Source organism: Myxococcus sp. RHSTA-1-4, from assembly GCF_020037125.1.
Taxonomy (GTDB): Bacteria; Myxococcota; Myxococcia; order Myxococcales; family Myxococcaceae; genus Myxococcus.
Genome location: NZ_JAIQDG010000004.1, coordinates 329,192 through 353,647, shown reverse-complemented (window position 1 = coordinate 353,647; position 24,456 = coordinate 329,192). Strand labels below are relative to the sequence as shown.

The window sequence follows — 24,456 nt, the reverse complement described above, 5'->3', positions numbered from 1 at the left end:
AATGGCCCGCGCTCCAGCCTGAGCTGCCGCGGCTACGCATCACCCGGTGGCTACTCGGTGCGTCCCTCCTCGATGTCGCTGGCGCTCGTCGCCCACTGCAGGTCCATGAGCCACGCCACGAGCCACTGCGCCGGGTTCGTGGCCCCGCTGAAGTGCACCATCGCGGCCGTCATCCCCGACTCCTCGGGGTCCTTGATCATCACCAGCAGGGCCTTGCGGTTGCTCTCGGTATAGGCCCGGGTCACGTAGAAGTAGTTGAACACCGGCTGGCCGAGCTCGACCGTGTTGATGAAGAGGTTCTCCTTCGGGTCCTGCCTGTCGCCCAGGTGGGCCTTCGCGTAGGCGGCGGTGTTCTGCACCTGGACGCCCGCGAGGGGGACCTCTCCCGCCTTGTCGCGGTGGTACAGCGTCGAGCGGGACAGGTCGAGGGCTCCAGGCCCGATGTCGGTGTCCAGGTAGGCCCCTCCCATCGAGTAGGTCGCCGCGAGCCTGACCATGTCCGACAGGTACTTGAGTGCCGTGTAGCTACGAGGGCGCTGGCGGATGCCCTGGATGGAGTTCGAGATTCGCGCGGCGAGCGTCTCCTCGAACCCGGAGATACCGACGGAGAGCCGCGTGGCATCCAGGACCACGGTCCCCGCCTCCGCGAGGTTCCGGAGCTGCGCCTTCAGGTTCGGGTCATTGACGGCCGCGTTGACCTCGTCGGAGGTCCAGAGAATCTGGTTCCACGCGGTGCCATGAGCGCGCTCTTGCAGGTCCGCCAGGTTCTTGAAGGACTGCGCCGACATGGCGCCACCGGCCCAGAAGCGGTGGATCAGCTTGGGGATTTCGGCGCCCTTCACGGGGAGGTGCCCGAAGACGGACCGGTAGACCTGATTGAAGTGCCCCTGTCCCGTCTGATTCCGGCGGACCACGTCGGTGAGCTCGTCAATCGAGTACTCCCTGGGCATCTCATCCATCAGGGTGTCGATGAGCTCCAGGATGTTGGGAGGAGCCTCCAGTCCCTCCTGCGCCCACAGCGCTTCGAGGTGCTCCTTGTTCTCCTCCCAGTACGCCGCCGCGCTCCCTCCCATCCAGGTGACGCCGTGCCGGTCCTGCAGGTACGCCTGGACGACTTCCCGGGAGGGCGTCACCTCGAGGGCGAGGCAGGAGCCCATCCGTTCCGCCTCCCGCTCCAGCGCTGGCTCCCGAAGCGCGAAGAGTCCGTACCCATGGGGGTTGCGTGCCCGCCCGGCGCGTTGCTGGACGACGTGCGCCAGCTCATGCCCCAGCAGCCGCACGCCCTGCGCCGAATCCAGGTCGTAGTGGTCCGGGGCGATATGGATGTCTTCCCCATGCGTGAAGGCGCGCACCTTGAGCTGAAGCGCCTTCGGGCTCGCGTGGACGCGGACCGTCGAGAAGTCCTCGCCGAAGAGCCGCTCCGCGGCCCGGCGGAGCCGCTCGGGCAACGCCTTGCCCGTTGCGAAGGTGATGTCAGACCTCGGCTGTCTCCTCATGTGAACCCCGCTTTTCACTGTCCGCATGGAGGACGCGCCAGTGGAGCCGGTGTGAACCGGTGACGGGCTCCAGGCGCAAACATCCGTCCAGCCTGTCCGGTGGGTGACGTCTGCTTCCTGACATCGGATTGCGGCACGAGAAGCCTCGGGACCGGCATATGCTGGGCGGTCTGACCGGAAGGGGAGGCAGCACATGGCAGGAACATCAGGCCAGGGGGCGGGAGGGGGGCGCATCAACACGCCTCCGGAGGGCGCACTGCGCGCGGTGCGGTCACTGGTGGAACTTCAGCAGACGGACCAGGCGACGCAGCTCTACGAGGAGCTGGGAGACGCGCAGCGCGAGCGCCTGCGCCGCGAGGCGGCGAAGCGCCCGGCCCGGGAGCGCCGGGGACTGGTGGAGGTGCTGCGGCGGGCGCGCGACTTCCTGGGCGCGGCCCGGCTGATGGAGGGCGACGGCGAGGACTCCACCGTGGCGGACCTCTACGTCCAGAGCGGGCAGTACCTGGAGGCGGCGGAGGCCTACCTGCGCGCCGGCGAGGCGGAGCGCGCGGCCGCGGCCTTCGAGCGGGCCGGGGCGCTGGAGCGCGCGCTGGACGTGTACCGGCGCCTGGGGGCCCGCGAGGCGATGGCGCAGTGCCTGGTGCGGCTGGGGCGCCCCTTCGAGGCGGCGGACCTCTACCGCGAGCTGGGCCAGGCCCACGCGGAGGTGGAGGCGCTGGGCGGGGTGAAGCCGGAGGACTCGCGGTACGTGGAGGCGGTGCTGCGCATCTGCACGCTGCTGGACGCGGAGGGTTTCACCCACCGGGCGCTCGCGGTGCTGGCGGACGCGGTGAGCAGCTCGGAGGCGGCGCGGGCGGACGCGGCGCTGGTGACGGAGAAGGCGCGGCTCCTGCGCCGCATGGGCATGGAGGCGGAAGCCGAGGCCGTGCTGCTCCGGCGCGCGGTGGCCTCCACGACTCCCGCGTCCAACGGGTATCGCTTCCTCAAGGCCATCCCCATCTTCGGAGAGCTGTCCCTGGAGGACATGAAGGACCTCTACCGCCTCGCGCGGCAGGTGGTCATCGCTCCGGGCACGGTGGTGCTGGAGAAGGGCGCGCCGGGCACCGGCCTCTTCGTCCTGATGGACGGCACCGTGGAGGTCTTCAGCGGCCCGGAGCAGGACGCGCGGCACCTCAACACGCTGGGGCCCGGCGCGTACCTCGGAGAAATCTCCCTGGTGCAGGACGCGCCCGTCTCCGCGCACGTGAAGGCGCGCACGTCGGTGCGGGCGCTGCGCATCAGCCGCTCCGACTTCGAGCACTACCTCGACACCCACGAGGCCGCCGCGCTGCGCATCTACCGGCTCTTCACCCAGAACCTCGCCGCGCGGGTGCGGGCCCTGAGCACCTGAGCGGCGCCCGGCCGTTTCATCAGCACATGAGCCGCTCCACCTCCCGCTCCCCGGTGGCCCTGCTGACGCTTGCCTACCTGGGCTTCGTCAGCCTCGGCCTGCCGGATGCCGTGCTCGGGGTCGCGTGGCCGTCCCAGCGGGACACCTTCGGCCTTTCCCAGGCGCTCCTCGGCGTGCCCGTGGCCATCGCGGCGGTGGCCTATTTCTGCTCCGGGCTGCTCGCCGGCAGGCTCATCCAGCGCTTCGGTATCGGCCTGCTGCTCGCGGGCAGCACCGCGCTCGCCGCGGCGGGTGTCCTCGGCATCTCCGCCGCGCCGGCCTTCGTGTTCATCCTGCTCGCCGCGCTCGTCGTGGCCTTCGGCTCCGGTGCCATCGACGCCGCGCTCAACACCCACGCCGCCCGCCATTTCAGCCCGAAGCACATGTCCTGGCTTCACGCCGCCTATGCGGCGGGCGCCATGGCGGGCCCGGCCATCATGACGGCCGTCCTCGGGTTCGGTGCCTCGTGGCGAGTGGGTTACGCGGTGGTCGGCGCCGTGCTCGCCGTCCTCGTCTTGGCCTTCTTCGCGGCGAGGAGGCTCTGGGAGGCGGAGCCGTCGCCACCCCACGTGGTGGTGGATGCGCCCGTCGGCGCAGGCCCCGTGCCCCTGGACGAGCCGCCGCTCAGCGGCATCTCCATCCTGCGAGATGTCAGGGTCTGGCTGCAGATAGCGGTCTTCTTCTTCTATACCGGCATCGAGGTCACCGCCGGCCAGTGGAGCTACACCCTCCTCACCGAGGCCCGCGGCGTGGACGAGACGCTCGCGGGAACCTGGGTGTCGGCCTACTGGGGAGGGCTCCTCGCGGGGCGGCTCCTGCTGGGCTTCGTCGTCGAGCGGGTGGGACAGGTCCGGATGCTCCGCTTCGCGACCGTGGGCGTGCTCATCTTCTCGGCCCTCTTCGCCATCCCCGGGCAGGCCTGGGGCGCCGCGGCACTGCCGCTGCTCTCGTTCTCGCTCGCCTCCATCTTCCCGGGGCTCATGGCCGAGACACCCCGGCGCGTCGGTGAACGGGCCGCGCCCCACGCGGTCGGCTTCCAGGTGAGTGCCTCGACGCTGGGCGTCGCCGCGATACCGAACGTCGCCGGCCTGCTCGTCGAGCGCTTCGGCCTGGAAGTCGTCGGGCCGGTGCTGGCCTGCTGCGCCCTGGTGCTCCTCGTCCTGCACGAGCGGCTCGTCGCCATCACCCGGGAGGCCTGAGCTCGCGGGCCGCCCGGTGCCACGGCGCTCCCGTCAGGGGCGCTCCTTGTCTCCCTCCTTCCCGGGGGCGTCCTCCGGCCGGGGGGCCGGGTTCAGCGACACGGCCTGGCGCTGGGGATGCACGAAGGGCTCGGGGCGGGGAGCGGGGCGGGTGTAGAGCGTGTCCTTGCCCGCCGCCGTGGGTTCCCGGCCCTGTTGCTGCATGGCGAAGCGGTCGCGGTCCCGCTGGCGGATGTCTTCCTCCACCGCCGCCACGCGCTCCGGCGGGAGGCCCAGCCCCACCAGCGCCGCGCGGCCGAAGGCGATGGCGCTCTCGAACGTCTCGCGCATCTGGAAGTGCGCGCCCTTCTCCAGCAACTCCAGCGAGTGCCCGCGGTCGTACGAGCGCACGTACAGCCTCGCCAGGGGAAAGGATGCCCGGCACAGCTCCACGATGTGCGTGGCGGCCTCCTTGTGCTCCACGCACACGCAGATGAGGGTCGCCTGCTCCGCGCCCGCGGCACGCAGCACGTCCAGGCGCGTGCCGTCGCCGTAGTACACCTTGAAGCCGAAGCGCTCGGCGGCCTCGATCATCTCCACGTCGTTCTCGATGGTGGTGACGTCCACGCCCTCCGCCAGCAGTAACTGGCTGACCACCTGACCGAACCGGCCGAAGCCGATGATGAGCACCGAGCCCTTCACGCCGTCGAAGCGCACCTCGCGCTCGGGCTGCGCCGCACGCGTGCGCGCGAGCCGGGGCGCGAGCACGGCCAGCAGCGGCGTGAGCGCCATGGTGAGTGTCACCAGTGCGACCAGCAGCGTGGCCTGCTCCTGCCGCATCACCCCGGCGGCCACCGCGGTGGAGAACAGGACGAAGCCGAACTCGCCGCCCTGAGGCAGGAGCAGCGCGGTGCGGACGGCCACCTCATGTCCGTTGCGCATCAGCCGCAGCAGGCCGTACACCACCGCCGTCTTGATGGCGGTAATCGTGACGAGGGCGCCGAGCAGCAGGGCCCAGTGGCTCGCGATGACCTTCAGGTCCACCGTCATCCCGACGGAGATGAAGAAGAGGCCGAGCAGCAGCCCGCGGAAGGGCTCGATGTCCGCCTCCAGCTCGTGCCGGTAGCTGGACTCGGCGAGCAGGACGCCCGCGAGGAACGCGCCGAGCGCGGAGGACAGCCCGACGGACGTCATCAGGGCGGCCGCCGCGATGACGACGAGCAGGGCGGCGGCCGTCATCACCTCGTGGGCGCCCGCGCTCGCGAGCACCCGGAAGAAGGGGCTGAGCAGGTAGCGGCCCGTGAGCACCACCACGGCCACGGCGCCCAGCATCTTCGCCGAGGACAGCCACAGCGGGTCGCTCCCGGCCGAGTCCTGCGGAGAGAGCAGCGCCACCAGCGCCAGCAGCGGCACGATGGCCAGGTCCTGCAGCAGGAGGATGGCGAACGCCTTCTGGCCGTGGGGCTGCTGCACCTCGCCGCGCTCGCCGAGCATCTGCATGACGAGCGCGGTGGACGAGAGCGCCAGCCCCAGCCCCGCGATGAGCGCGGCCTTCCACGGCCGCCCCGCCACGAGCAGCGGGTAGAGCATGGCGAGCAGGCCGGTGAGGACGACCTGGGCGGTGCCGAGCACGAAGATGTCGCGGCGCATGGCCCACAGCCGCGTGAGGTTGAGCTCCAGCCCGATGACGAAGAGGAAGAGCACGACGCCGAGCTCGGCGACGTGCATCGTCGAGGTGGAGTCCTTGAAGAGTCCGAGCCCGAAGGGGCCGATGACGAGCCCCGCGGCCAGGTAGCCGAGGATGGAGCCCAGGCGCAGCTTGCGGAAGAGGGGCACGGCGACCACGGCCGCGCCCAGGAAGATGAGCGCCTGCACGTACACGGGGTCCTGGGAGCTGGCGGCCATGGGAGCACCTGGAGAATCGGCTGGCGGGTCTGCGTAGCGCACGCGCGAGCCCCCACGCCAGGGGTTCCGGGATACAAGGGTGCCTCCCCGACGCATTCGAGGCAGAGATGGACTTCGCCGCACTCCCGCTCGCACCGCCCCTGCTCCAGGTCCTGGAGGAGCTGGAGTTCAAGACCGCCACACCCATCCAGGCCCGGAGCATCCCGGTGCTGTTGCAGGGCAGGGACCTCGTCGGCCAGGCCCGGACGGGCAGTGGGAAGACCGCGGCCTTCGCGCTGCCCCTCCTGCAGAAGGTCCGGCTCCAGCCGCGGCGCGTCCAGGCGCTGGTGCTCTGCCCGACGCGGGAGCTGTGCGCCCAGGTGGCGGGGGAGATTCGCCGGCTGGCCCGCAGGCTGCCCGGCCTCCAGGTGCTGGTGCTCGCGGGAGGTCAGCCCATCCGTCCCCAGGTGGACGCGCTGGAGAAGGGCGCCCACATCGCCGTCGGCACGCCCGGCCGCGTGCTGGACCTGCTGGACCGGGAGGTGCTTGAGACGCGCAACCTGTCCACGGTGGTGCTGGACGAGGCGGACCGGATGCTGGACATGGGCTTCCGGGAGGACATGGAGCGCATCCTCGCGGCGACTCCGCCCCGGCGGCAGACGGTGCTCTTCTCGGCGACCTTCCCCCCGGACATCGAGGCGCTGAGCCGCACGTTCCAGAAGCAGCCCGAGCGCGTGACGGTGGAGGAGGTGGTGGGTGAGACTCCCGCCATCCAGCAGCTCCGCTACGACTGCGCGCCGGAGGAGAAGCCGGCGCTCCTGCTGCGAATCCTCCGCCACCACCAGCCCGGCTCCGCCATCGTCTTCTGCAACCACAAGGCGGGCGTGGTGGAGCTGACGAAGGCCCTCACCGGCGTGGGCGTGAGCGCGGACGGCCTCCAGGGAGACCTGGAGCAGTTCGAGCGGGACAGGGTGATGGCGAAGTTCCGCAACGGGAGCACGCGCGTCCTCATCGCCACGGACGTGGCGGGGCGTGGCATCGACGTGGAGGCGCTGGACGCCGTCATCAACTTCGACCTGCCCATGCAGCCGGAGCCGTACGTGCACCGCATCGGCCGCACGGGACGGGCGGGGAGGACGGGCCTGGCCATCTCCCTCGTCACCCCGCGCGACACGCGCAAGGTGGAGGACATCGAGCATGCCACCGGCGTGAAGCTGGAGCGCGCGGACGTGGAGGCGCTGCCTTCGGCGGACCCGCGCGGCGCGGTGAAGCTCGACTCGGCGTGGGAGACGCTGTGCATCTCCGCCGGCCGCAAGGACAAGATGCGGCCGGGGGACATTCTCGGAGCGCTGACGGGAGAGGCGGGCGGGTTGAGCGCCTCGGATGTCGGGAAGATTGAGATCCAGGACCGCCTGGCCTACGTCGCCGTCGCCCGCCGCGTGGCGCGCGTGGCCTTCCAGGCCCTGAGCGAGGGGCGCATCAAGGGGCGCAAGCACCGCGTCGAGCGGGTGCGGTAGGGCTCCCTCCGCGTCAGGCGCCCGGCTTCTTCCAGTCGACCTTGGCGGCGTAGATGAAGAGTTCCTTCCTCCATTTATTGCGGAAGTCGTCTGGGTTCTGGGGTGGGGTCTTGCACTCCACGGAGGCCGTCTGCCAGTCGCGGGCCTTGGTTGCCGCGATGAGCTTCTTCCAGGTCGAGGGTACGGAGATGCCGACGTTATACGTCACGTCAACCAACCCGCGGCGGGCGGCGCGAGGATAAGTCTCGAAGTCGGGGAAGCCTTTCTTGAGGGCGGGGAGGAACTCCGTCTCGTAGCGGCGCCTCGCCAGTTCCTTGATGTCCGCGTCCAGGAGGCCAATCTTCGGCCGCTGTGCATACGCGGTGTGGTTCATCCTCCAGGGCATAACCTTGACCTTGTTGAAGGCCTCGGCGATCTCCTGCACCGTGGCGGGCCGGCCCTCATCCATGTTCCGGAAGGGATGGCTCCTGGCCGCCAGCAGGCCGTTCGTCCCCTGTGGCGGGTCCACGTACTTGAGCAGGTTGCCGGCTCCCACCGTCACGTTGCCCTCGGTGTCCAGGTACATGTACGGCACGATGCCTTCCCAGGCGATGATGTCGCGCCATACGTCTTCCCAGCTGAGCGCGGTTTTCTGATCGCCGGCGTCCACGGGGGGCGCTGGGTTGGGGGTGAGGCCCGTCCTCCGCCGCGTCGGGCGGGGAGGGCGCGTCACCAGTGAGGTGGCTTCCTCGGAGCACACCCACTCGGCGTCGAAGTCCCAGGAGAGCGCCTCTCCCTTGTAGGGGGAGTACTTCGTCTCATCGAAGTTCAGGTAGGGCGCGACGGGGCCCGGCCTGCCGTCTCGCGCCGCAGCCGGGAGTGTGAGGATGGCGTACGCTTTCGGGGGGGCGGGGGGCGCCATGGGGCTCAGCGACGTCCAGGCCGGCATCCAGTGCCGCTCGCCCAGGTGGGCCTCGAAGACGCCGTCCGACTGGAGCTGGACCCGGACGGAATCACTGCGGCGGTCCGCAGTCGCCGCTGGCGTGGGCGGTGGAGGCTCCACCAGCGCCACCTCGACGGTGAGGTTGGCGCGGGGGGCCACGCCGGTGATCTTCCCATGGATCTCCCAGGTGCCCTCCCAGGACTTGTCGTACTCGACCCTGAGATCCTCGAGCTTGGGCTTCGGCAGGCGGAGGAACTCCTTGTCCTGCACCAGCAGCGTCTGGGGACCGTCCTTGTGGCTCCGGCCCCAGAGCTGCCAGCAGAACTCGTAGCTGCCTTCCTCCTCGGCTCCCACGTCCGCAAAGCGCTCGCAGGTGTCGTCCGTGAACCCGATGGCCCAGTCCACGCTGCCGTTGTAGCGGAACATCCACAAAGCGGCGGGGCCCCACCGGTGCGAGAAGGCGCATTGAGCCGTGCCGAAGGCAATTTCGCTCGAGCCCTCGTCCAGCTCGATGACGCGCAGCTCCAGGTCCGCCTGGTTGAGGGCGGAGGAGAAGTGGGGGGTGAACGTCACCTGCGCGCCAATGCGGCAGTCGTTCCCTTCCGGCTTGTCCACGCTGATGGAGCAGTGATTCTTGAACGGGATGGCCGGCTCGAAGGTGGCGGTCTCCGCGTGGGGGAACCTGGGCGTGAGGGAGTAGCCCAGCGTTCCCTCCTCGATGACCTGCTGGGCGACGAGGTCGAGGACGGGCGGCTTGCCGTTGACCTTGATTTCGAAGGTGCCGTTCTGCGCGATGACCATCCGCGCGCCGTCCACGAAGTGCGGCCTCGCGGACCCGTTCCCGCGCTTCACCAGCCAGGCGAGCTCGCACTCCAGCGTCACGCCGGGCTCGAAGTTCATAGCCTTGCCCCGGATGGGAACCTCGATGAGCAGGCTTCCCGGGTTCATGAGCTGCCGCGAGGCGGTGCGGTCCGGCGCGTCGAACTGGATGGACGTCCGTGGCACGAGGACGAAGGTCAGGGCGTCCCGGTAGCCCGCGCTCACGTGCGTGGCCTCGGACTCCTGGGTGGCGGTCCAGGCTGTGCCCTGCCCGGCGTTCTGCGGAGGATTCTGTGGGGGCATGATTCGAGAGCGGCTGCGCGCCGTGGCTAGAGTCCCAGTTCGGCCATCGTGACTTCCAGGGGGGGCGGCTCCTCGATGACCGCGCCCAGCACCAGTAGCGGGGCGCCCGCCCTGTTCACCCTGCGGCGCCAGTAGAAGCGGAAGGGGCCTTCGGCCTTCTTCAGCAGCAGGTGGGGGACAGACGCCTCGAAGATTCCCGTCTCCGTGCACTGGCCCCAGGGGAATTCCGCCTGGAGCTTGTAGCGGATGGCGCTGGTGATGGTGGCGTCCTCCGCCCACTGGCCCGTGGTCGCGTCCTGCCGATCACAGATGATGTGGAAGTCCAGGCCCGTGGGGATGAAGTGCCCCTGGCCCGTGAAGCAGAGGTTCTTGCCCTGGAGCTTCCAGGTCAGCGTCTCGAGGCGCGGCTCGACCTTCACCTCGCACGTCACCGGAGGAGGCGGGGTCGCCACCTTGCCGGGCTGAGTGACCTCCGCGGTGAACGTGAGCTTATCGCCCCACATCTGCGGGATGCGATGGCCATTCTTGTCGAGCAGGGGCCAGTCCGCGAGGAGGACGCCATTCCCGCGCTTGTTCTGGACGATGCCCGCGAGCTTGATGATGGGCGCCGCCGCCTTCCATGCGTTGGCGTCTCCGTGCAGCTTCACCTCGGTGCGCAACACGCCCGCGCCCATCTTGACCTGGATGGCTCCGAACTCGAACCGGCTCACTGGAGGCAGGCACCTGTCCGCGACGACCTCGAGGCAGTCCTCCCCGCACGCGGCCCGGATGTCCGCCGCCGAGGCGGAGAACAACTCTGTCTCGCCCTCCACGGCGGTGAGCCTCCTGGACGTGTGGAGCGCGTGCCCGCTGTTGGGCGCGATGAAGCGGGGACGGACGTGCAGCACCTCGCCCCCCGTTTCGTCGGACAGCAACTCCGCGGCGAGCCGCCCCAGGGCGGGGGCCGGGTCGAACTCGAGGTGGAGCACTCCGGACGAGTTGGCCGAGGAGTAGGTGAGCCGGACGGCCTCCTCCGCCTCCACGTACTCGGCGGAGTGGAGCTCGGAGGGGCTGAGCATCCGCAGCTTCTTCGCGAGCAGGGTCAGGTCCTCGGCGGACCCGGTGTTGGGGGTCACGAGCAGGGACAGGCCGTTCTCGGCGAGCCGCTTCACCGAGAGCTGGAGTTCCTTCTCCCCATTCTTTGGCTTGCAGAGGTCGCGAAGCTCCTGGAGCCGCTGGGCCAGGGGGACCGCCAGCCTGAAGGCGGTTGCCGGGTCGCCCTGGAAGACCCGGCCGTGGCGCTGGCTGGTCAGGAACTCCTTGAAGGAGAAGTTGGGCGTGACCTTCGGGTTGCCGTCCTTCTTCTCCGTTCCCACGATGAGGTCGTTCAGGTACCTGAGCCCTCCAGTCGTCCGCGCCTCGGGGGGCCTGCTCGCGAGGACGGGCATGGCCAGCGAGGCGGCGGTTGGAGTCTCGCGCAGGTCGGGCTGTGTGCGCGGGGGGAGCTTCCAGTATTCGAAGACGACGTAGCCCGGGAGCGTCGCGGGCAAGTTCTGGCGGACGACGATGCCGCCCGCGGCGAGCGGGCGGAGCTTGCCCGGCTTCGAGCCGAGCTCGAAGGGCTGACCGGTGAGCACGGGCTTCGGCACGTCGAATGTCGTCGAGCGGCTCTCGAGTGGCTCGAAGCGCTGCCCATCCGCGCGCGTCGCATACACCTCCCACTGGCCCCAGGAGGGGGCGCGTGCGCGCCCGAGCGCGACACCGTCTTTATAGGAGGTGCGGCAAAGGACCTGCGGCTCGCTTCCTGCGCCCCCGTCCCCCCCGGCGGCGAGCCAGAAGGTGACGTCCTCCGCGCTCGTCCCCGCCGTCGTTCCGTAGCCGTGCTGCACCAGGACGGTCAGCATCTCCTTGCCGGACAGCGCGGTGTGTCCCTTGAAGAGCAGCCCCAGGAATGGCGGCTTCAGGGTGCTCTCGTCTCGCTTCAGCGTGCACGGAGGCCATTCCTTCGCGAGGCCGATGACCGCATTCTCCACGAGGAGGTCCACCAGCCACAGCGCGGTGACCGGATGCATGCTGACGACATTCGCATTCCGGGGCAGCATCGCGTCGCTGTCGCCGAAGAGGCTTTTTTTGTGGCCCTGGGCGTCCGCCAGCACAGGGACCTCGCCGTAGGGGTCCTTCTCGGTCGCCGGGCGGTCCCACCAGGTCAGCGGCAGCAGGTACTCCTTCAGCTTCTCGAAGGTCGTCTCGGGTTTGTCCTCCAGGTGGTCGAAGAACCCTTCCGCCTTGCGTGCCTCGAGCTGCTTGACGAGCCCCGCGGGCGTCCACTCGTTGATGTGGTTCATCACGAGGTTGCGCCAGCGGTGGCGAGCGGCCTTCTTGAAGAGCTCGGCACGGCTCTGGAAACGCTTCTCGCGAAGCACGTCAGCGGCCACCTCCAGCCGGTCGGCGAAGAAGACGGGCGACCAAAGCGACAGTGAGTCCGCCGCCGCGGGCACGCTCAGCTTCACGGTCAGCGTGGGCACGTCCCTCTTGGGAGATAGGGTGAAGCGCTCCCTCGAGAGGAAATCCCCCGCCTTCTTGTATTGCACCTCCAGGGTGCATACCGTCGTTGGATCGCCCGGGAACTTGTACTTGTTCTCCAGCGTGATTGTCAGGGGCCAGGTGAACGGCTTCTCGGTGGTGTCCTCGGCCGAGAAGAACCGGGTGCCGTTGTTGAAGTGCTGTCGCAGCCTGGTGCCGTACCTCGCGGTCCGGAGTTCCTTGACGATGTTCACCCCGGTGGGGCCCAGGATGTCCTGGACCTCGTTCCTGGCGCCCGGTGTCCTGTCAGAGGGCATCTGCAGGAAGTTGTCCTTCTTGTCCTGCTCCTCGACCTCCTGGAGCAGGGCCTTCAGCGCCTCGTCCTTCTCGATGAGGAACTTGAGGCCGCTGTCGCCGCCACTCAGGGAGAACAGCTCCCAGTGCACGTACCGGGGCAGCGGCGCCGTGGCGGCCGGAGGGCGGGGGCTTCTCGCCAGGGTGGCGGAGGCGCCCGAGTCTTGCGCGGGAGCCAGCTCCTCGGAGGGAACGTCTCGGCCCGGCGCGAGGAATCCGATGATCTCCCCCGCGGCCACCGGGAAGAGCGGGCGATCGAACGTGATGATGGAGCCCTTCTTGAGCGCCTCGATGGCCTCGGTGACCTCCTGGGGGCTGGGCTTCGCCAGGGCCAGGGGTCGCCCACCCACGATACCTGGGACGGGCTGGGCACGGTCCCGCACCGGATGGTTCTCCGCCCGGGGATTCAGCGGGCCCTGGGCCCAGTAGGTCTTGCCGACCTCGTCGGAGTCAGGGTCGATGTTGACCACCGCGCCATGCTGCATCCTGAAGAAGGACTCGAGCCAGGGCGCCTTCTCGAACGCCTTGTCGGACTCCGCGCCCCCCCACTTGGGAGGGGCCAGGTGCATGTACAGGCTGTAGAGCGGGAAGGGCTTGGGAGGGGGCGTACCCTCGGGCTCGGTGAACTCGTGCCGGACGAGGACGAAGCCCAGCGGGCGGCCCTCCGTCGCGCTCAGGAGGATTTCGTTGTCACCTTCCTTCCCCGGGGCCATCAGGCGCGCGGCCACGATATATCCGGGCATGGCCGCCCTGACGGGCACCAGCGGTGCTGGCGAGTCCGGCTCAAGGTGGACTCCCGCATGGAGGTTCTGCTGCTTGCCGAGCGGGAAGAATCCTCCGGCTCCCGCTTCGTTGAAGAAGTAGTACTTCAGCGGAGACTCGCGCCGCGGGTCCGCGCCGAAAGGGAAGACCACCTGCGACGGCTCTTCGTCCGACGCCCCGGAGACCTGGGTGCGCGCGAACTCGAAGTGCATGTAGTCGTGGTAGTAGCCGCCCCAGTGGAACCCGAACCCTTCCATGATCTCCACGATCCGGATGGGCATGTCGAAGCGCTGGGTCTTGTCGTACGGGTTGGTCGTCGAGTTGAGGTCGATGGCGCTGCCCCAGGAGTGGTTGGAGAGCAGCTCCTTCTTCTTCTGCATGCGTCCGTCGCAGAAGACCTCCTCCTCGAAGGCATTGTTAAGGCGGTCGTGCTCGGCGCAGAGGGAGTTCCAGGAGCCCCAGAAGCCGGAGCCCTGCCGGAGCTGGGCATACTCCGGCAGGTTCGCGATGGCTTGCTTGACCGAGGTGTTCTGCTTGTATCGGAAGTTGTAGGTCCCGGCGTCGTACAGGACGTAGGGCAGGTGGGCCGCCTTGATTTTCTCGAACGCCGCCATGAAGAGATGCGCGAGCTTGCGGTTGACGCTGACCTTCCGGGTTTCGTTCTTCTGAGGCCCGAAGCCCGGCAGATGGACCGGGACGAGTTGCTCCGTCTTGAAGCTCGTGAGGATGGGGTTGCCCAGTACGCGGGTCGTCCGGACGAACCGGTCGTGACCGTCGAGCTCGTCAGGCGCGCGCGTCGCCTTGTAGATATCCCTGACCGCTTCGCGGGTCAGGCAGAGGTACGAGGGCTCCTGATAGCCGTAGCTCATTTCGAGCGGACCTCGGCGAACCGGCCCTGGGTCCACTTGAGCACCCGGGTCCGCTGCCCGGTGCCCGCGATGGAATACACGAGCTCCGGCACGCCATCCCCATCCGTGTCCTCGACGCTCAGCAGCTCCGTCTCGGGGCCTCCACCGTGCGACGCGTCGATGGACTGCAGCCGCTTCTTGCGCTTCAGGTCATAAACGCGCAGGTGGATGTTGGTGCCTCCGGTCATCGAATAGGAGTGGTCGAGCAGGACCACGCCGGGCACGACCGGACGGACGCAGGTGTCAATGCGCCGGGCCTCGCAGGGGGCGGTCACCGTGTCAGTCAGCAGGTTCTTCATCCCGTCGCAGGACATGGCGGTGACCTTCTTCGTCTGCGAGCCATGGGTGCACTGCGTGCGTGCCCCCGCGAGCAGCAGGCCGTCCTGCTCCAGAATCCAGGAGGCCTTGTCGACTCTGGGGTTCTTCATCCGGGTCATCGAGCTGACCTTGCACGTGGGCGACCCGGTCGCCAGGTAGGGGCCTGGAATCATGAGGGAGACGCGGGCCTCGGGGCGCTCGATCTCCACTTTCCTCCGCGCCGCTTCGCCCTCCTCCCTATCGGTGAACCTGCCGACCGCGGTGTAGACCATCCCCTTTTCGAGGAAGAGGAACCGGTCCCCACGGAGCTCATACGGGTACATCGGGTCGTCGGGGTTGAAGGGCCGGAGGGGCTTGCCGTCGTCCTTCCGCCATCCGATTTCAATGCGGAAGTCCTGTCCATCCGCCCAGTCCCTGTCGCAGGGCACCTCCGCGCGGGCTGGCGCGGAGGACGGGGCCGAAGCCGCGGGCTGTGTCGTGGCTGGCTCGGGCTGTGTCGTGGCTGGCTCGGGCTGTGTCGTGGCTGGCTCGGGCTGTGTCGTGGCTGGCGTGGATGCCGCGGGCGTCGGGATGGTGGTCGAAGGCGCTACCGCGGGGGCCGCGGGTGCGGCCGGTTCCTGGGAGGTGGCAGGTTGCTGCTCACCGCAAGGGCCCCCGTCGCAGGCCCGCTCTCCCCTCGGGGGGGCCGAGGCATTGGCGGGAGAGGGGGGCGTCACGCACGCCAGCATCAGCACGGGGAGGGCGGCCGGCCACAGTCGTGCCGAGAGTCGCCGGAAGAGGTGTGACGCAGCGGCTGCCTGGATGTGGAGTGTCGCTCTCATTTGGGTCATCTGGCGGGGGTTTTGCCACTGGTGAAAGTCAGGGGGGCAACCGGTCTTGCTATTTCCACTGTTCGAGGATTGTCAGCACGCCTCCGGGCTGAGTGCGCGTTAACAAGAAGGCGGCCATATCAACAGCGCTCCCGCCCTCGGGGCTCACGGTGCGCAACAGGATGAGGTCCTCGACGCCGTCACCGTTGAAGTCTCCCAGCGCCCACTGCGACAGGTCTCCCGTCACGCCGCTCCCCCGCACCCGGAGCTCCTCCTTGCGCTCGGGGATCGGCTCGAAGCGCAGCCGCGAATCGAGGTCGTTCCAGGTGCGCCCTTCGCCGCTCGCTCGCGAGCGTTCCTCGGCGTCTCCGGGCACGATGGCCGGGGCCAGAGCCGCAGGCAGTACCTTGCCAAGAGCCTTGGTGGAAAAGAGGTCCCGCACGTGGCTCACCCTCGAAGGCCGAGCGGTGGTGACCATTTTCAGCGCACGGCAGCGGAGCAGTTGGGCCTGGGTGGAATAGAGATCGACGGTGGCCATGACGTTGAGGTCCCCCAACTCCACCCCGTCTGTTTCGGTGCACCGGTCGATTTCGCGATCAGCTCGCTGAGCAAGCCGTCCCTCGCGCAGCTCTACGAAGTAGCTCCATTCGCGCGTCAGGGCCGCGGACGCCTCGGCCGGGGAGGAGATGAGAAGCCCCGAGTAGAAGACCGTCACCGGCAGGGCCCCATCCCCCTGGCAGAGCCCCCGGTTGTGCGCGATGGCCTTCGCCACGCGCGAGCCGGCGTCGAGCTCCGCGGGCGCCTCGTCGAGCACCTGGCGGCACAGCTCGGGTTGACCGGCGCGCAGCGCGGCCAGGCCCAGGTCGGACACCAGCCAGCCCCGGTCCGTGGCATCCAGCGCGCTCCAGCAGGACTCCTTCGTCCGCCGCAGGGACTCCACGGCCTCGGCGTACCGGCCGTCACGGTAGAGCTTCTCGGCGCTCCGGCGGCTCCTGGTGACGTCGGCCTTGGAGCAACGCGCGGCGCCCACCGGGGGCTCCACCGCCCGGGCCCGCGCGAAGGGCAGCGTCACCAGGAGCGCCAGCACGCAGGCGGGCATCCACCCCGCGCGAGGCCCGCCCCCCGGTCTCGTCGTCCCGTGCCTGTGCGTCATCGTCCCCATGCGATTCCCCTGGCCCGGCCCGATTCTATGTCTCCCGGCAACCTTGTTGGCTCAACCCGTGGAGTTCATGGACGGGAAGGCGGGCTCAAATCGAGAAGCTGAAGGGCCGCGGCCTGCGGGCCCGCTTCACGCGGAGGATGTGGCTCTGGTCCACCGCCAGCCCGGTCAGCGCCACGGGGCGGGGCACGTAGAGAATGCCCGGGTCGTCGTCGCGGCTGAACACGTACTTGCCGCCCTCGTCCTTGCGCGTGCACCCCACGGAGATCTCCAGGCGCCGCTGGATCTGCTCCGGGTCCGTCGTTCCCCAGTTGAATTGCGCGAGCGCATCCGCGGTGAGGCCGTACATCTCCGCCACGTTCTCCAGCGTCTCCTCGTCAATGACGCGGTGCTCGGTGACCTTCACCAGGACGCGCTGCGAGGTGGCCTGGGACTTCGTGCCCGCCTTGGTGGGCTTCTGGCCGGACCACGGGCCGCCGGTGCGCACGAGCGCCACGGAGTTGCTCAGCGTGGCGCCCTCGATGAGGGACAGCACGCTGACACTCCCCTTCGGCACCTTCGGCAGGTCGATGCGGCCCTCCCCATCGGTGGTGGCCTCCTTCTCCGACTTGTCGGAGAACTGGAGCTTCAGCTTGATGCCGGAGATGGGCCCGTCGCTGACGTCGTCCACCACCTGGAGCCGGAGGGTGATGTCCTCCTCGGGGGTGACGGGCGGCTCCTGCTTCGGCGCCTCCTCCGGGAAGGCGGGGGCGCCGTAGCGCGAGGGCGGGGGCGCCAGGGCCAGCCGGAGCACGCCGAAGGAGAGCAGGGTGGCCGCCTGGCGCACCACGTCCTCCGAGGTTCGCGCCGCATGGTGGCCGAGGGAGCCATGGGCCTGGACCAGCATGCTCAGGGTGCGCAGGTTGGACTCGTCCAGCGCGAGCCGCCGCAGCCGGTGCTCGAGCGTCCATCCGCGACCGGCGTCCAGGGCCTGGCAGCCCTCGGGGAGTGGGTCATGCAACGCGAGGAGGAGGTACTCGCGCTGCCCTTCTCTCAGGCGTTGATGAAGGAGCATGGAGCGGCCCGGGTCGTAGCCAGATGACTGTGAGATATCCCACAGTGTTTCAACCGCTGTCCAACCAGGGGGCCGCCGCCGGTCCTCACCTTCCGGACGGAGCGGAACCTGGTGGGAGCCGCACGGTGAAGGTGGCGCCTTGACCCGGCGCGCTGTGGACGCGGATTTCGCCGCCGTGCGCCTCGACGACTTGCTGGGTGATGAAGAGCCCCAGGCCCATGCCGCCGTAGTTGCGCTCGGAGACGGCGCGCACGAAGCGGTCGAAGATGCGGGGCTGGTCCTCCGGCGCGATGCCGATGCCCTCGTCTCGGACGCTCAGGCAGGACTCCCCGTTCTCGGTGCTCACTCGCACGTGGACGGGCCCGCCGGCCCCGTACTTGAGCGCGTTGGTGATGAGGTTCGTCACCACCTGGTCCAGCCGCCGCTTGTCCCATACCCCCTCGACGGGCGCCGGGGCATCCAGGGTCAGGGTGCTGTCCACCTGGGCGGCTTGCGGCGTGTAGCGCGCCACCACCTCCCGGACGGCGGCGGCGAGGTCCATGGGCTCGGGCTCCAGTGACAGCTTGCCCACGTTGATGCGCGACACGTCGAGCAGGTCCTCGATGAGGTCGGCGAGCTTGCGCACCTGCCGGCGCGCCACGTCCAGCTCCCGGGCCACGCGCGCGCTGGACAGGGCGCCCTCGGGCGTATTCTCCGCGAGGCGCTGCAGGGACGTCAGCTTGAGCTGAAGCGGGGTGAGCGGCGTCTTCAGCTCGTGAGAGGCGACCGACAGGAACACGTCCCGGTCGTGCAGGGCCTCGCGCAGGCGCTCCAGCTCGCGCCGCTCCTCGGCCTGCTTCCGGTCCGTGAAGTCGCGCACCACCTTGCCGAAGCCGCGCAGCCGGCCGTCCTCGTAGAGGGCGCTGATGACGACGTTGGCCCAGAAGCGGCTGCCGTCCCTGCGCACGCGCCAGCCCTCCTCGGCGAAGCGGCCCTCTCGGGCCGCCACTTCCAGCGCCTTCCAGGGCTTCCGCTTCGCTAACGCCTCCGGCGGGTAGAAGCGGCTGAAGTGCTGGCCCAGGATCTCCTCGGCACGGTAGCCCTTGATGCGCTCGGCGCCCGGATTCCAGCTCGCGACATGGCCGTGCGTGTCGAGCGTCACGATGGCGTAGTCCGTGACGTTCTCGATGAGCAGCCGGAGCTGATCCGCGGTATCCCGCCCGGCGGATTCGGGCAGCTCCGTGTAGGTGATGCCGCTGGAGTCCGCGGGGGCGTTGTGGCTGTCGTCCAAGGCACTCCTCATCTCATCTGGCAACCCGAGGCAGCACGAGAGCACACCTTTCCAGGGAGGACAGCCCGCATCTGAGACCTTCGTCCAACACCTGATGGGGCGCCCGCCAGGGCGAAGCGGGGGGGCCGGCACCCGGCTGTCCTCCCGCTCCACGGACGGGCTGGAAGGGTGGGGGAGGGGACGACGTGAGACCTCCGGAGGACGGGGCCCTTCCCGGGACGTAGGGCGCTTTCCGGGGGTCGATCATTGGCGCGGGCGGCGCCCGGGGCTAACATGCCCGCGCGCCATGGCCATGCAGGGTGGCGCCGGAGAAGATCCCGACAGGGGGCGGCGCATCGGAAAGTACGAGATCCTCACCCGCCTCTCGATGGGGGGCATGGCGGAGCTGTTTCTCGCCTTCACCTCGGGACCGGGCGGCTTCCGCAAGTTCGTCGCCGTCAAGCAGATCCTCCCCGACATCAAGAAGGACGATCAGTTCGTCAAGATGTTCCTCGACGAGGCGCGCATCACCGCGGCCTTCTCGCACGCGAACATCGGGCAGGTGTTCGACCTGGGCGAGGACGGCGGCGAGCTGTACCTCGCCATGGAGTTCCTGCCCGGGCAGAACCTCGAGCAGGTGGTGAAGGCCACCGCCCGCCAGGGCTATGCGCTGCCCATGGGCTTCATCGGGCGCGTCATCCGCGACGCCTGCCTGGGCCTGCACTACGCCCACCACTTCACGGACCCCTCGGGCCGGCCCGCGGTGGTGGTGCACCGCGACGTGTCACCGAAGAACGTGATGCTCACCTACGACGGCGTCGTGAAGGTGATCGACTTCGGCATCGCCAAGGCGCGCGGGCGGCTGGGGCGCACCCAGGTGGGCATGGTGAAGGGCACCAGCGGCTACATGTCCCCGGAGCAGGTGCGGGGCGCGCCCCTGGACGGCCGCAGCGACTTGTTCTCCGTGGGCGTCATGCTGCACGAGCTCTTGTGCGGCCAGCGCCTGTTCAACGGCCCGCACGAGGCCGCGGTGATGCTGCAGATCGCGGAGGGCGACATCCCGCCCCCGCGCTCCATCAACCCGGAGGTGCCGGAGGCGCTGGAGGCCGTGGCCATGCGCGCCCTGGCGCGCGACGCGTCCCAGCGCTTCACCAGCGGCCGTGAGATGGCGCGCGCCATCGAGGCCGCGCTCGGCCCGGAGCTGTTCGACGAGGACGGCATCACCGCGGTGATGGGCGACCTGTTCGCGGACAAGCGGCAGAAGACGCGCACCCTGCTGGAACTGGCCAGCAGCGCCGAGGACGCGCGCGTCAGCGAGGTGGCCGACGCGCTCCAGAAGGACGACGGCGCGGACAGCTCGCCCACCGCGCAGGTGACGGCGCCGCGCGCCCGCCTCAAGCCCTCGGGGCCTTCCGCCAGCGCCGGGCCCACGCGCGCCGGCAGCGGGCCCAAGCCCGTGCCCCAGCGCCGCTCCACCGAGTCGGCCGTGGCCACGCGGGTCGCCCCGTCTTCCGGCAGTGGCCCCAAGCCGGTGCCGCAGCGCCGGCCCACCGAGTCCTCCCTGCCCGCCGCGCGCACGCCCCGGCCGCCGCAGGAGCCGGCGCAGGCCGCGCGCACGCCCCGGCCCCGGCCTCCACCCCGGCAGGAGGCGTCCGACCCGGAGACCACCGCGCCGCTCGAGGCGCCGAGCGACCTGCACACGCAGCGCTTGCGCTCCCGGCCCCAGCGCCCCGGCGCGGAGTCGGCGCGCACCAACGTGCGCCCCCAGCGGCCCGGCCTGTCCCAGCGCTCCGAGACACCGGTGGAGCCCCCGGCCGGGCGTCCCGCGTCGCGCTGGCTCGGCCGGCTGATGCTGCTCGCGCTGGTGGGCGGCCTGGCCTGGCTGTCGACACTGCCCATCGTCCGCGCGCAGTTCGTCCCCGCGTACGAGTCCGCGAAGGCCTGGGTGAAGGCGGAGCTGGATCCTCCGCCTCCGGTGGACCCCGCCGCCAACGCGGCCTGGCCGCCACCCCAGCAGGCCGCACCGCCCCCGGGCTTCCCTCGCGCCGCGCCCGAGCAGCCGGCCCCCACGCCCGAGCCGCCGGCGCAGGAGGCCGTCGCCGCCGATGTGAAGGTGGAGGAGCCCCAGCCCGCCACGGGTACGTCTACGACCCGGCCCGCGTCGGGCACGTCGACCCGCAAGGGGAAGGACGGAAGCTCTCCGGCCAACTGGGCCTCGGGCACGGACACGGGGACGGGGCGGACGGTGAAGCGTGCGCGCACGCAGCCGGAGGCCACCCCGCCGGCGGAGCCCGTCACCACGGTGACGCAGAACCCGGAGGACCTGGGGGAGGTGCTGGACACCAGCACGCCCAAGGGCGCGGCGAAGGCCGGGCTCGGGTGGATCACGCTCTACACGGTGCCTCGCGCCGCGGTGTTCGACGGGGCCACCTCGCTGGGCACCACCCCCTTGCAGAAGTTCCCCCTGCCCGTGGGCACCTACCGGCTGCGCGTGGTCGACCCCACGGACGCGGAGGCGCCGAGCAGGCTCCTGTCCGCGCCCGTGAAGCCCGGCGAGGTGACGAAGATTCAGATTCGACTGGCGGACCTCCCCCTGTACAAGGACTGAGTGTCGTCCTTGACGCTCCGGACCCCCATCACTAGGGTCCGCGCGTTTCTCCTTCGACGCACTGCGAGAAGGATCCGCTACCCATGTATTTCCAGGACCTTATCTTCACGCTCCAGAAGCACTGGGCCGACCAGGGCTGCATCACCGCGCAGCCGTATGACCTCGAGGTCGGCGCCGGCACCATGGCCCCGTACACCTTCCTCCGCGCGCTGGGCCCGGAGCCGTGGAACGTGGCCTACGTGCAGCCCTCCCGGCGGCCCGCGGATGGCCGCTTCGGTGAGAACCCCAACCGCCTGTTCCAGCACCACCAGTTCCAGGTCATCCTCAAGCCCGCGCCGAAGAACGTGCAGGCCCTCTACCTGGAGTCGCTGCGCAAGGTGGGCATCGACCCGATGGAGCACGACCTCCGCTTCGTGGAGGACGACTGGGAGTCGCCCACGCTGGGAGCCTGGGGCCTCGGCTGGGAGGTGTGGTGTGACGGCATGGAGGTGACGCAGTTCACCTACTTCCAGCAGTGCGGCGGCTTCGACTGCAAGCCCGTCTCCGCGGAGCTCACCTACGGGCTGGAGCGGCTCTGCATGTACCTGCAGAACGTGGAGAACGTCTTCGACATCGAGTGGGTGAAGGGCGTGAAGTACCGCGAGATCTTCCACCCCAACGAGGTGGAGATGAGCAAGTACGCGCTCCACGAGTCGGACCCGCAGATGCTCTTCGCGCTGTTCGACGCGTACGAGAAGGAGTGCAAGCGCCTCATCGAGCGCCAGCTCCCGCTGCCCGCGTACGACTACGCGCTGAAGTGCTCGCACGCGTTCAACCTGCTGGACGCGCGCGGCGCCATCTCCGTCACGGAGCGCGCCAACTTCATCAAGCGCGTGCGCGACAACGCGCGCCTGTGCGCGGAGGGCTACCTCCAGATGCGCGAGCGGCTGGGCTACCCGCTGCTGAAGACGCCGTGGACGGTGGGCGAGCAGCCCCCGGTGCTCGAGGGGAAGCCGGCCAGCGACTACTGGAAGACGGTGCAGCTCAACAAGCCCGTGGAGAAGAAGGAGAAGGCGGAGGTGGCCCGTGGCGCGTGACCTGCTGCTGGAAGTGGGCGCCGAGGAGATTCCGGCGTCGTTCATCGGCCCCGCGCTGGACGACCTGAAGCGCGTGCTCACCGAGCGCATGGCCGAGGCGCGGCTGAAGCACGGCGACGTGCGCGTCTTCGGCACCCCGCGCCGCCTCGCGGTGTGGGTGAAGGACGTGGCGGACGCGGGCGAGGACGTGGTGAAGGAGGTGCTGGGCCCCAGCGCCAAGGCGGCCTTCGACGCGCAGGGCAAGCCCACCAAGGCGGCGGAGAAGTTCGCCGAGGGGCTCAAGCTGTCCGTGGACAAGCTGGGCCGCACGCAGACGGCCAAGGGCGAGTACGTGTCCGCGCGCGTGGAGGAGAAGGGCCGCCCGGCGGCGGACATCCTCCAGGACGCGCTGCACACCGCGGTCCACTCCGTCAACTTCCGCAAGTCCATGCGCTGGGCCGACGTGGACGTGGCCTTCGCGCGCCCGGTGCAGTGGCTGGTGGCGCTCCTGGGCGGTGACGTGCTGCCCGTCGTGTTCGGCGACGTGAGGAGCGGCCGCACCACCTACGGCCACCGCTTCCTCGCGCCCGGCGCCATCGAGCTGAAGGCACCCGCGGACTACGAGGCGGCGCTGGAGAAGGCGCACGTGGTGCCGGACATCACGAAGCGCCGCGCCCTGCTGGTGGAGAAGCTGGCCGCGGCGGCGAAGGTGGCCGGGGGCCGGCTGATGGAGGACGAGGCGCTGGTGGACCAGGTGACGAACCTGGTGGAGCTGCCCAGCCCGGTGGTGGGCAGCTTCGAGGCGCGCCACCTGGACCTGCCTCCGGAAGTGCTGGTGCAGGAGATGAAGAGCCACCAGCGCTATTTCTCGCTGGTGGACGGCGCGGGGAAGCTGCTGCCGAAGTTCATCGCCGTGTCCAACACGCCGGTGCGAGACGAGCAGCTCAGCCTGCGCGGCTACCAGCGCGTGCTGGCCTCGCGCCTGGCGGACGGCCGCTTCTTCTTCGACGAGGACCGGAAGACGCCGCTGATGGACCGCGTGGAGAAGCTGGGCCGCGTGGTGTGGCAGGGCCAGCTCGGCACCTACCTGGAGAAGGTGGAGCGCTTCCGCTCGCTCGCCGTCTGGCTGGCCCAGCAGGCGGGCAGGGCGGGGGAGAGCGCCACCATCGAGCGCGCCGCCACGCTGGCCAAGGCGGACCTCGTGACGGGCATGGTGGGTGAGTTCCCCGAGCTCCAGGGCGTCATGGGCCGCGAGTACGCGCGCGCCGGCGGCGAGCCGGAGCCGGTGGCGCTGGCCATCTTCGAGCACTACCTGCCGCGCGGCGCCGAGGACGCGCTGCCCACGCAGGACGCGGGTGCGCTCATCGGCATCGCGGACCGGTTGGACTCGCTGTGCGGCATCTTCGCCATCGGCAAGGCGCCCACCGGCGCGGCGGACCCGTTCGCCCTGCGGCGCGCGTGCATCGCCATCATCCGGCTGGTGCTGGGCCGGGGCTACCGCTTCAGCCTGTCCGCCGCGGTGGACGAGGCGCTGCGGCTGCTCGCGCCGAAGCTGGCCAACGTCAAGCGCAAGGCCGGCGAGCCCGCCCCGCGCGAGCAGGTGCTGGAGTTCTTCCGCGCCCGCCTCAAGGCGCTGTGGGCGGAGCAGTACCGCACGGACGTGGTGGAGGCGGTGCTGGCCGCCGGCTTCGACGACCTCGTCGCCGCGCGCAAGCGCCTGGAGGCCCTGAGCCTCATCGTCGGCCGGGCGGACTTCCAGCCCCTGGCCGTCGCCTTCAAGCGCGTGGCCAACATCGTGGAGAAGCAGGGCAAGGACGTGAAGGGCGGGCAGATCAACCCGCAGAAGCTGGTGGACGAGCCGGAGCGCCACCTGCACACCGCCTTCACCCAGGCCCGCAACACGGTGACGGGGCTCGTCCAGGCGGACGACTTCGCCGGCGCCCTGCGTGAAATCACCGGCCTGAAGCCCGCGGTCGACACCTTCTTCGACAAGGTGATGGTGATGGCCGAGGACAAGGAGCTGCGTGAGAACCGCATCCGGCTCCTCACGGAGATTGGCGCCCTGTTCAACCAGGTGGCCGACTTCTCCAAGATTCAGGCCGAGACGGCCGCGGCGGCCTGAGCCGCGGA

Annotated in this window: 14 protein-coding genes; 6 read left to right on the top strand and 8 right to left on the bottom strand. The window is 69.9% G+C overall.

What is annotated here, in order from left to right; all coding sequences use genetic code 11:
* Positions 1–50: 50 nt before the first annotated feature.
* Positions 51–1,496, bottom strand: a complete 1,446-nt coding sequence (locus K8638_RS09080; RefSeq protein ID WP_223754041.1) for a DUF4157 domain-containing protein — start codon at positions 1,494–1,496, stop codon at positions 51–53.
* Positions 1,497–1,689: 193 nt separating this feature from the next.
* On the opposite strand from K8638_RS09080, the gene K8638_RS09075 reads away from it, so the two are divergent.
* Together K8638_RS09075 and K8638_RS09070 are read left to right on the top strand one after the other, a co-directional pair.
* The gene (locus tag K8638_RS09075; RefSeq protein ID WP_223754040.1) at positions 1,690–2,886 is read left to right on the top strand and encodes a cyclic nucleotide-binding domain-containing protein; all 1,197 of its coding nucleotides are present in this window, start codon (positions 1,690–1,692) and stop codon (positions 2,884–2,886) included.
* Between the two features lie 26 nt (positions 2,887–2,912).
* Positions 2,913–4,124, top strand: a complete 1,212-nt coding sequence (locus tag K8638_RS09070; protein ID WP_223754039.1) for a sugar MFS transporter — start codon at positions 2,913–2,915, stop codon at positions 4,122–4,124.
* Between the two features lie 33 nt (positions 4,125–4,157).
* Here K8638_RS09070 and K8638_RS09065 read toward each other — a convergent pair whose 3' ends face one another.
* Positions 4,158–6,008, bottom strand: coding sequence for a monovalent cation:proton antiporter-2 (CPA2) family protein (locus K8638_RS09065; protein WP_223754038.1), 1,851 nt, complete (start codon positions 6,006–6,008; stop codon positions 4,158–4,160).
* Positions 6,009–6,115: 107 nt separating this feature from the next.
* Between K8638_RS09065 and dbpA the strand changes: the two genes are divergently transcribed.
* Entirely contained in the window at positions 6,116–7,504 is a 1,389-nt protein-coding gene (dbpA, locus tag K8638_RS09060) for an ATP-dependent RNA helicase DbpA (protein WP_223754037.1), read from the top strand.
* A gap of 13 nt (positions 7,505–7,517) precedes the next feature.
* Here the strand turns inward: dbpA and K8638_RS09055 are convergent, their stop codons facing one another.
* The 6 genes from K8638_RS09055 to K8638_RS09030 all read right to left on the bottom strand — a co-directional run bounded on the left by K8638_RS09055 (position 7,518) and on the right by K8638_RS09030 (position 18,684).
* On the bottom strand, positions 7,518–9,548 hold the full coding sequence (locus tag K8638_RS09055; RefSeq protein ID WP_223754036.1) for a hypothetical protein: 2,031 nt from the start codon (positions 9,546–9,548) through the stop codon (positions 7,518–7,520).
* Positions 9,549–9,574: 26 nt separating this feature from the next.
* Complete coding sequence (locus tag K8638_RS09050) at positions 9,575–14,035, bottom strand: M15 family metallopeptidase (RefSeq protein WP_223754035.1); 4,461 nt, start codon at positions 14,033–14,035, stop codon at positions 9,575–9,577.
* Entirely contained in the window at positions 14,032–14,820 is a 789-nt protein-coding gene (locus K8638_RS09045) for a hypothetical protein (RefSeq protein ID WP_223754034.1), read from the bottom strand. Before K8638_RS09045 ends, K8638_RS09050 begins: the two co-directional genes overlap by 4 nt.
* Positions 14,821–15,271: 451 nt before the next feature.
* Positions 15,272–16,288: a hypothetical protein gene (locus K8638_RS09040; RefSeq protein ID WP_223754033.1), complete on the bottom strand. Its 1,017-nt coding sequence runs from the start codon at positions 16,286–16,288 to the stop codon at positions 15,272–15,274.
* 160 nt (positions 16,289–16,448) lie between these two features.
* On the bottom strand, positions 16,449–17,414 hold the full coding sequence (locus K8638_RS09035) for a LysM domain-containing protein (RefSeq protein WP_223754032.1): 966 nt from the start codon (positions 17,412–17,414) through the stop codon (positions 16,449–16,451).
* 85 nt (positions 17,415–17,499) lie between these two features.
* Entirely contained in the window at positions 17,500–18,684 is a 1,185-nt protein-coding gene (locus K8638_RS09030) for a PAS domain-containing sensor histidine kinase (protein ID WP_223754031.1), read from the bottom strand.
* Positions 18,685–18,970: 286 nt separating this feature from the next.
* Between K8638_RS09030 and K8638_RS09025 the strand changes: the two genes are divergently transcribed.
* The 3 genes from K8638_RS09025 (at position 18,971) to glyS (ending at position 24,448) form a co-directional block, all read left to right on the top strand.
* The gene (locus K8638_RS09025) at positions 18,971–21,271 is read left to right on the top strand and encodes a serine/threonine-protein kinase (protein WP_223754030.1); all 2,301 of its coding nucleotides are present in this window, start codon (positions 18,971–18,973) and stop codon (positions 21,269–21,271) included.
* An 83-nt stretch (positions 21,272–21,354) separates the two neighbouring features.
* Positions 21,355–22,347: a glycine--tRNA ligase subunit alpha gene (gene glyQ, locus K8638_RS09020; protein WP_223754029.1), complete on the top strand. Its 993-nt coding sequence runs from the start codon at positions 21,355–21,357 to the stop codon at positions 22,345–22,347.
* On the top strand, positions 22,337–24,448 hold the full coding sequence (gene glyS / locus K8638_RS09015) for a glycine--tRNA ligase subunit beta (protein ID WP_223754028.1): 2,112 nt from the start codon (positions 22,337–22,339) through the stop codon (positions 24,446–24,448). The genes glyQ and glyS overlap by 11 nt, the downstream gene beginning before the upstream one ends.
* The last annotated feature ends 8 nt before the right edge of the window (positions 24,449–24,456 follow it).

Excerpts from the sequence above, each read along its gene's own strand:
- K8638_RS09080 (WP_223754041.1), bottom strand. The coding sequence starts at position 1,496 with ATGAGGAGACAGCCGAGGTCTGACATCACCTTCGCAACGGGCAAGGCG.
- K8638_RS09035 (WP_223754032.1), bottom strand. The coding sequence starts at position 17,414 with ATGCTCCTTCATCAACGCCTGAGAGAAGGGCAGCGCGAGTACCTCCTC.
- K8638_RS09050 (WP_223754035.1), bottom strand. The coding sequence starts at position 14,035 with ATGAGCTACGGCTATCAGGAGCCCTCGTACCTCTGCCTGACCCGCGAA.
- K8638_RS09065 (WP_223754038.1), bottom strand. The coding sequence starts at position 6,008 with ATGGCCGCCAGCTCCCAGGACCCCGTGTACGTGCAGGCGCTCATCTTC.
- glyQ (WP_223754029.1), top strand. The coding sequence starts at position 21,355 with ATGTATTTCCAGGACCTTATCTTCACGCTCCAGAAGCACTGGGCCGAC.
- K8638_RS09055 (WP_223754036.1), bottom strand. The coding sequence starts at position 9,548 with ATGCCCCCACAGAATCCTCCGCAGAACGCCGGGCAGGGCACAGCCTGG.
- K8638_RS09070 (WP_223754039.1), top strand. The coding sequence starts at position 2,913 with ATGAGCCGCTCCACCTCCCGCTCCCCGGTGGCCCTGCTGACGCTTGCC.
- K8638_RS09075 (WP_223754040.1), top strand. The coding sequence starts at position 1,690 with ATGGCAGGAACATCAGGCCAGGGGGCGGGAGGGGGGCGCATCAACACG.
- dbpA (WP_223754037.1), top strand. The coding sequence starts at position 6,116 with ATGGACTTCGCCGCACTCCCGCTCGCACCGCCCCTGCTCCAGGTCCTG.
- K8638_RS09025 (WP_223754030.1), top strand. The coding sequence starts at position 18,971 with ATGGCCATGCAGGGTGGCGCCGGAGAAGATCCCGACAGGGGGCGGCGC.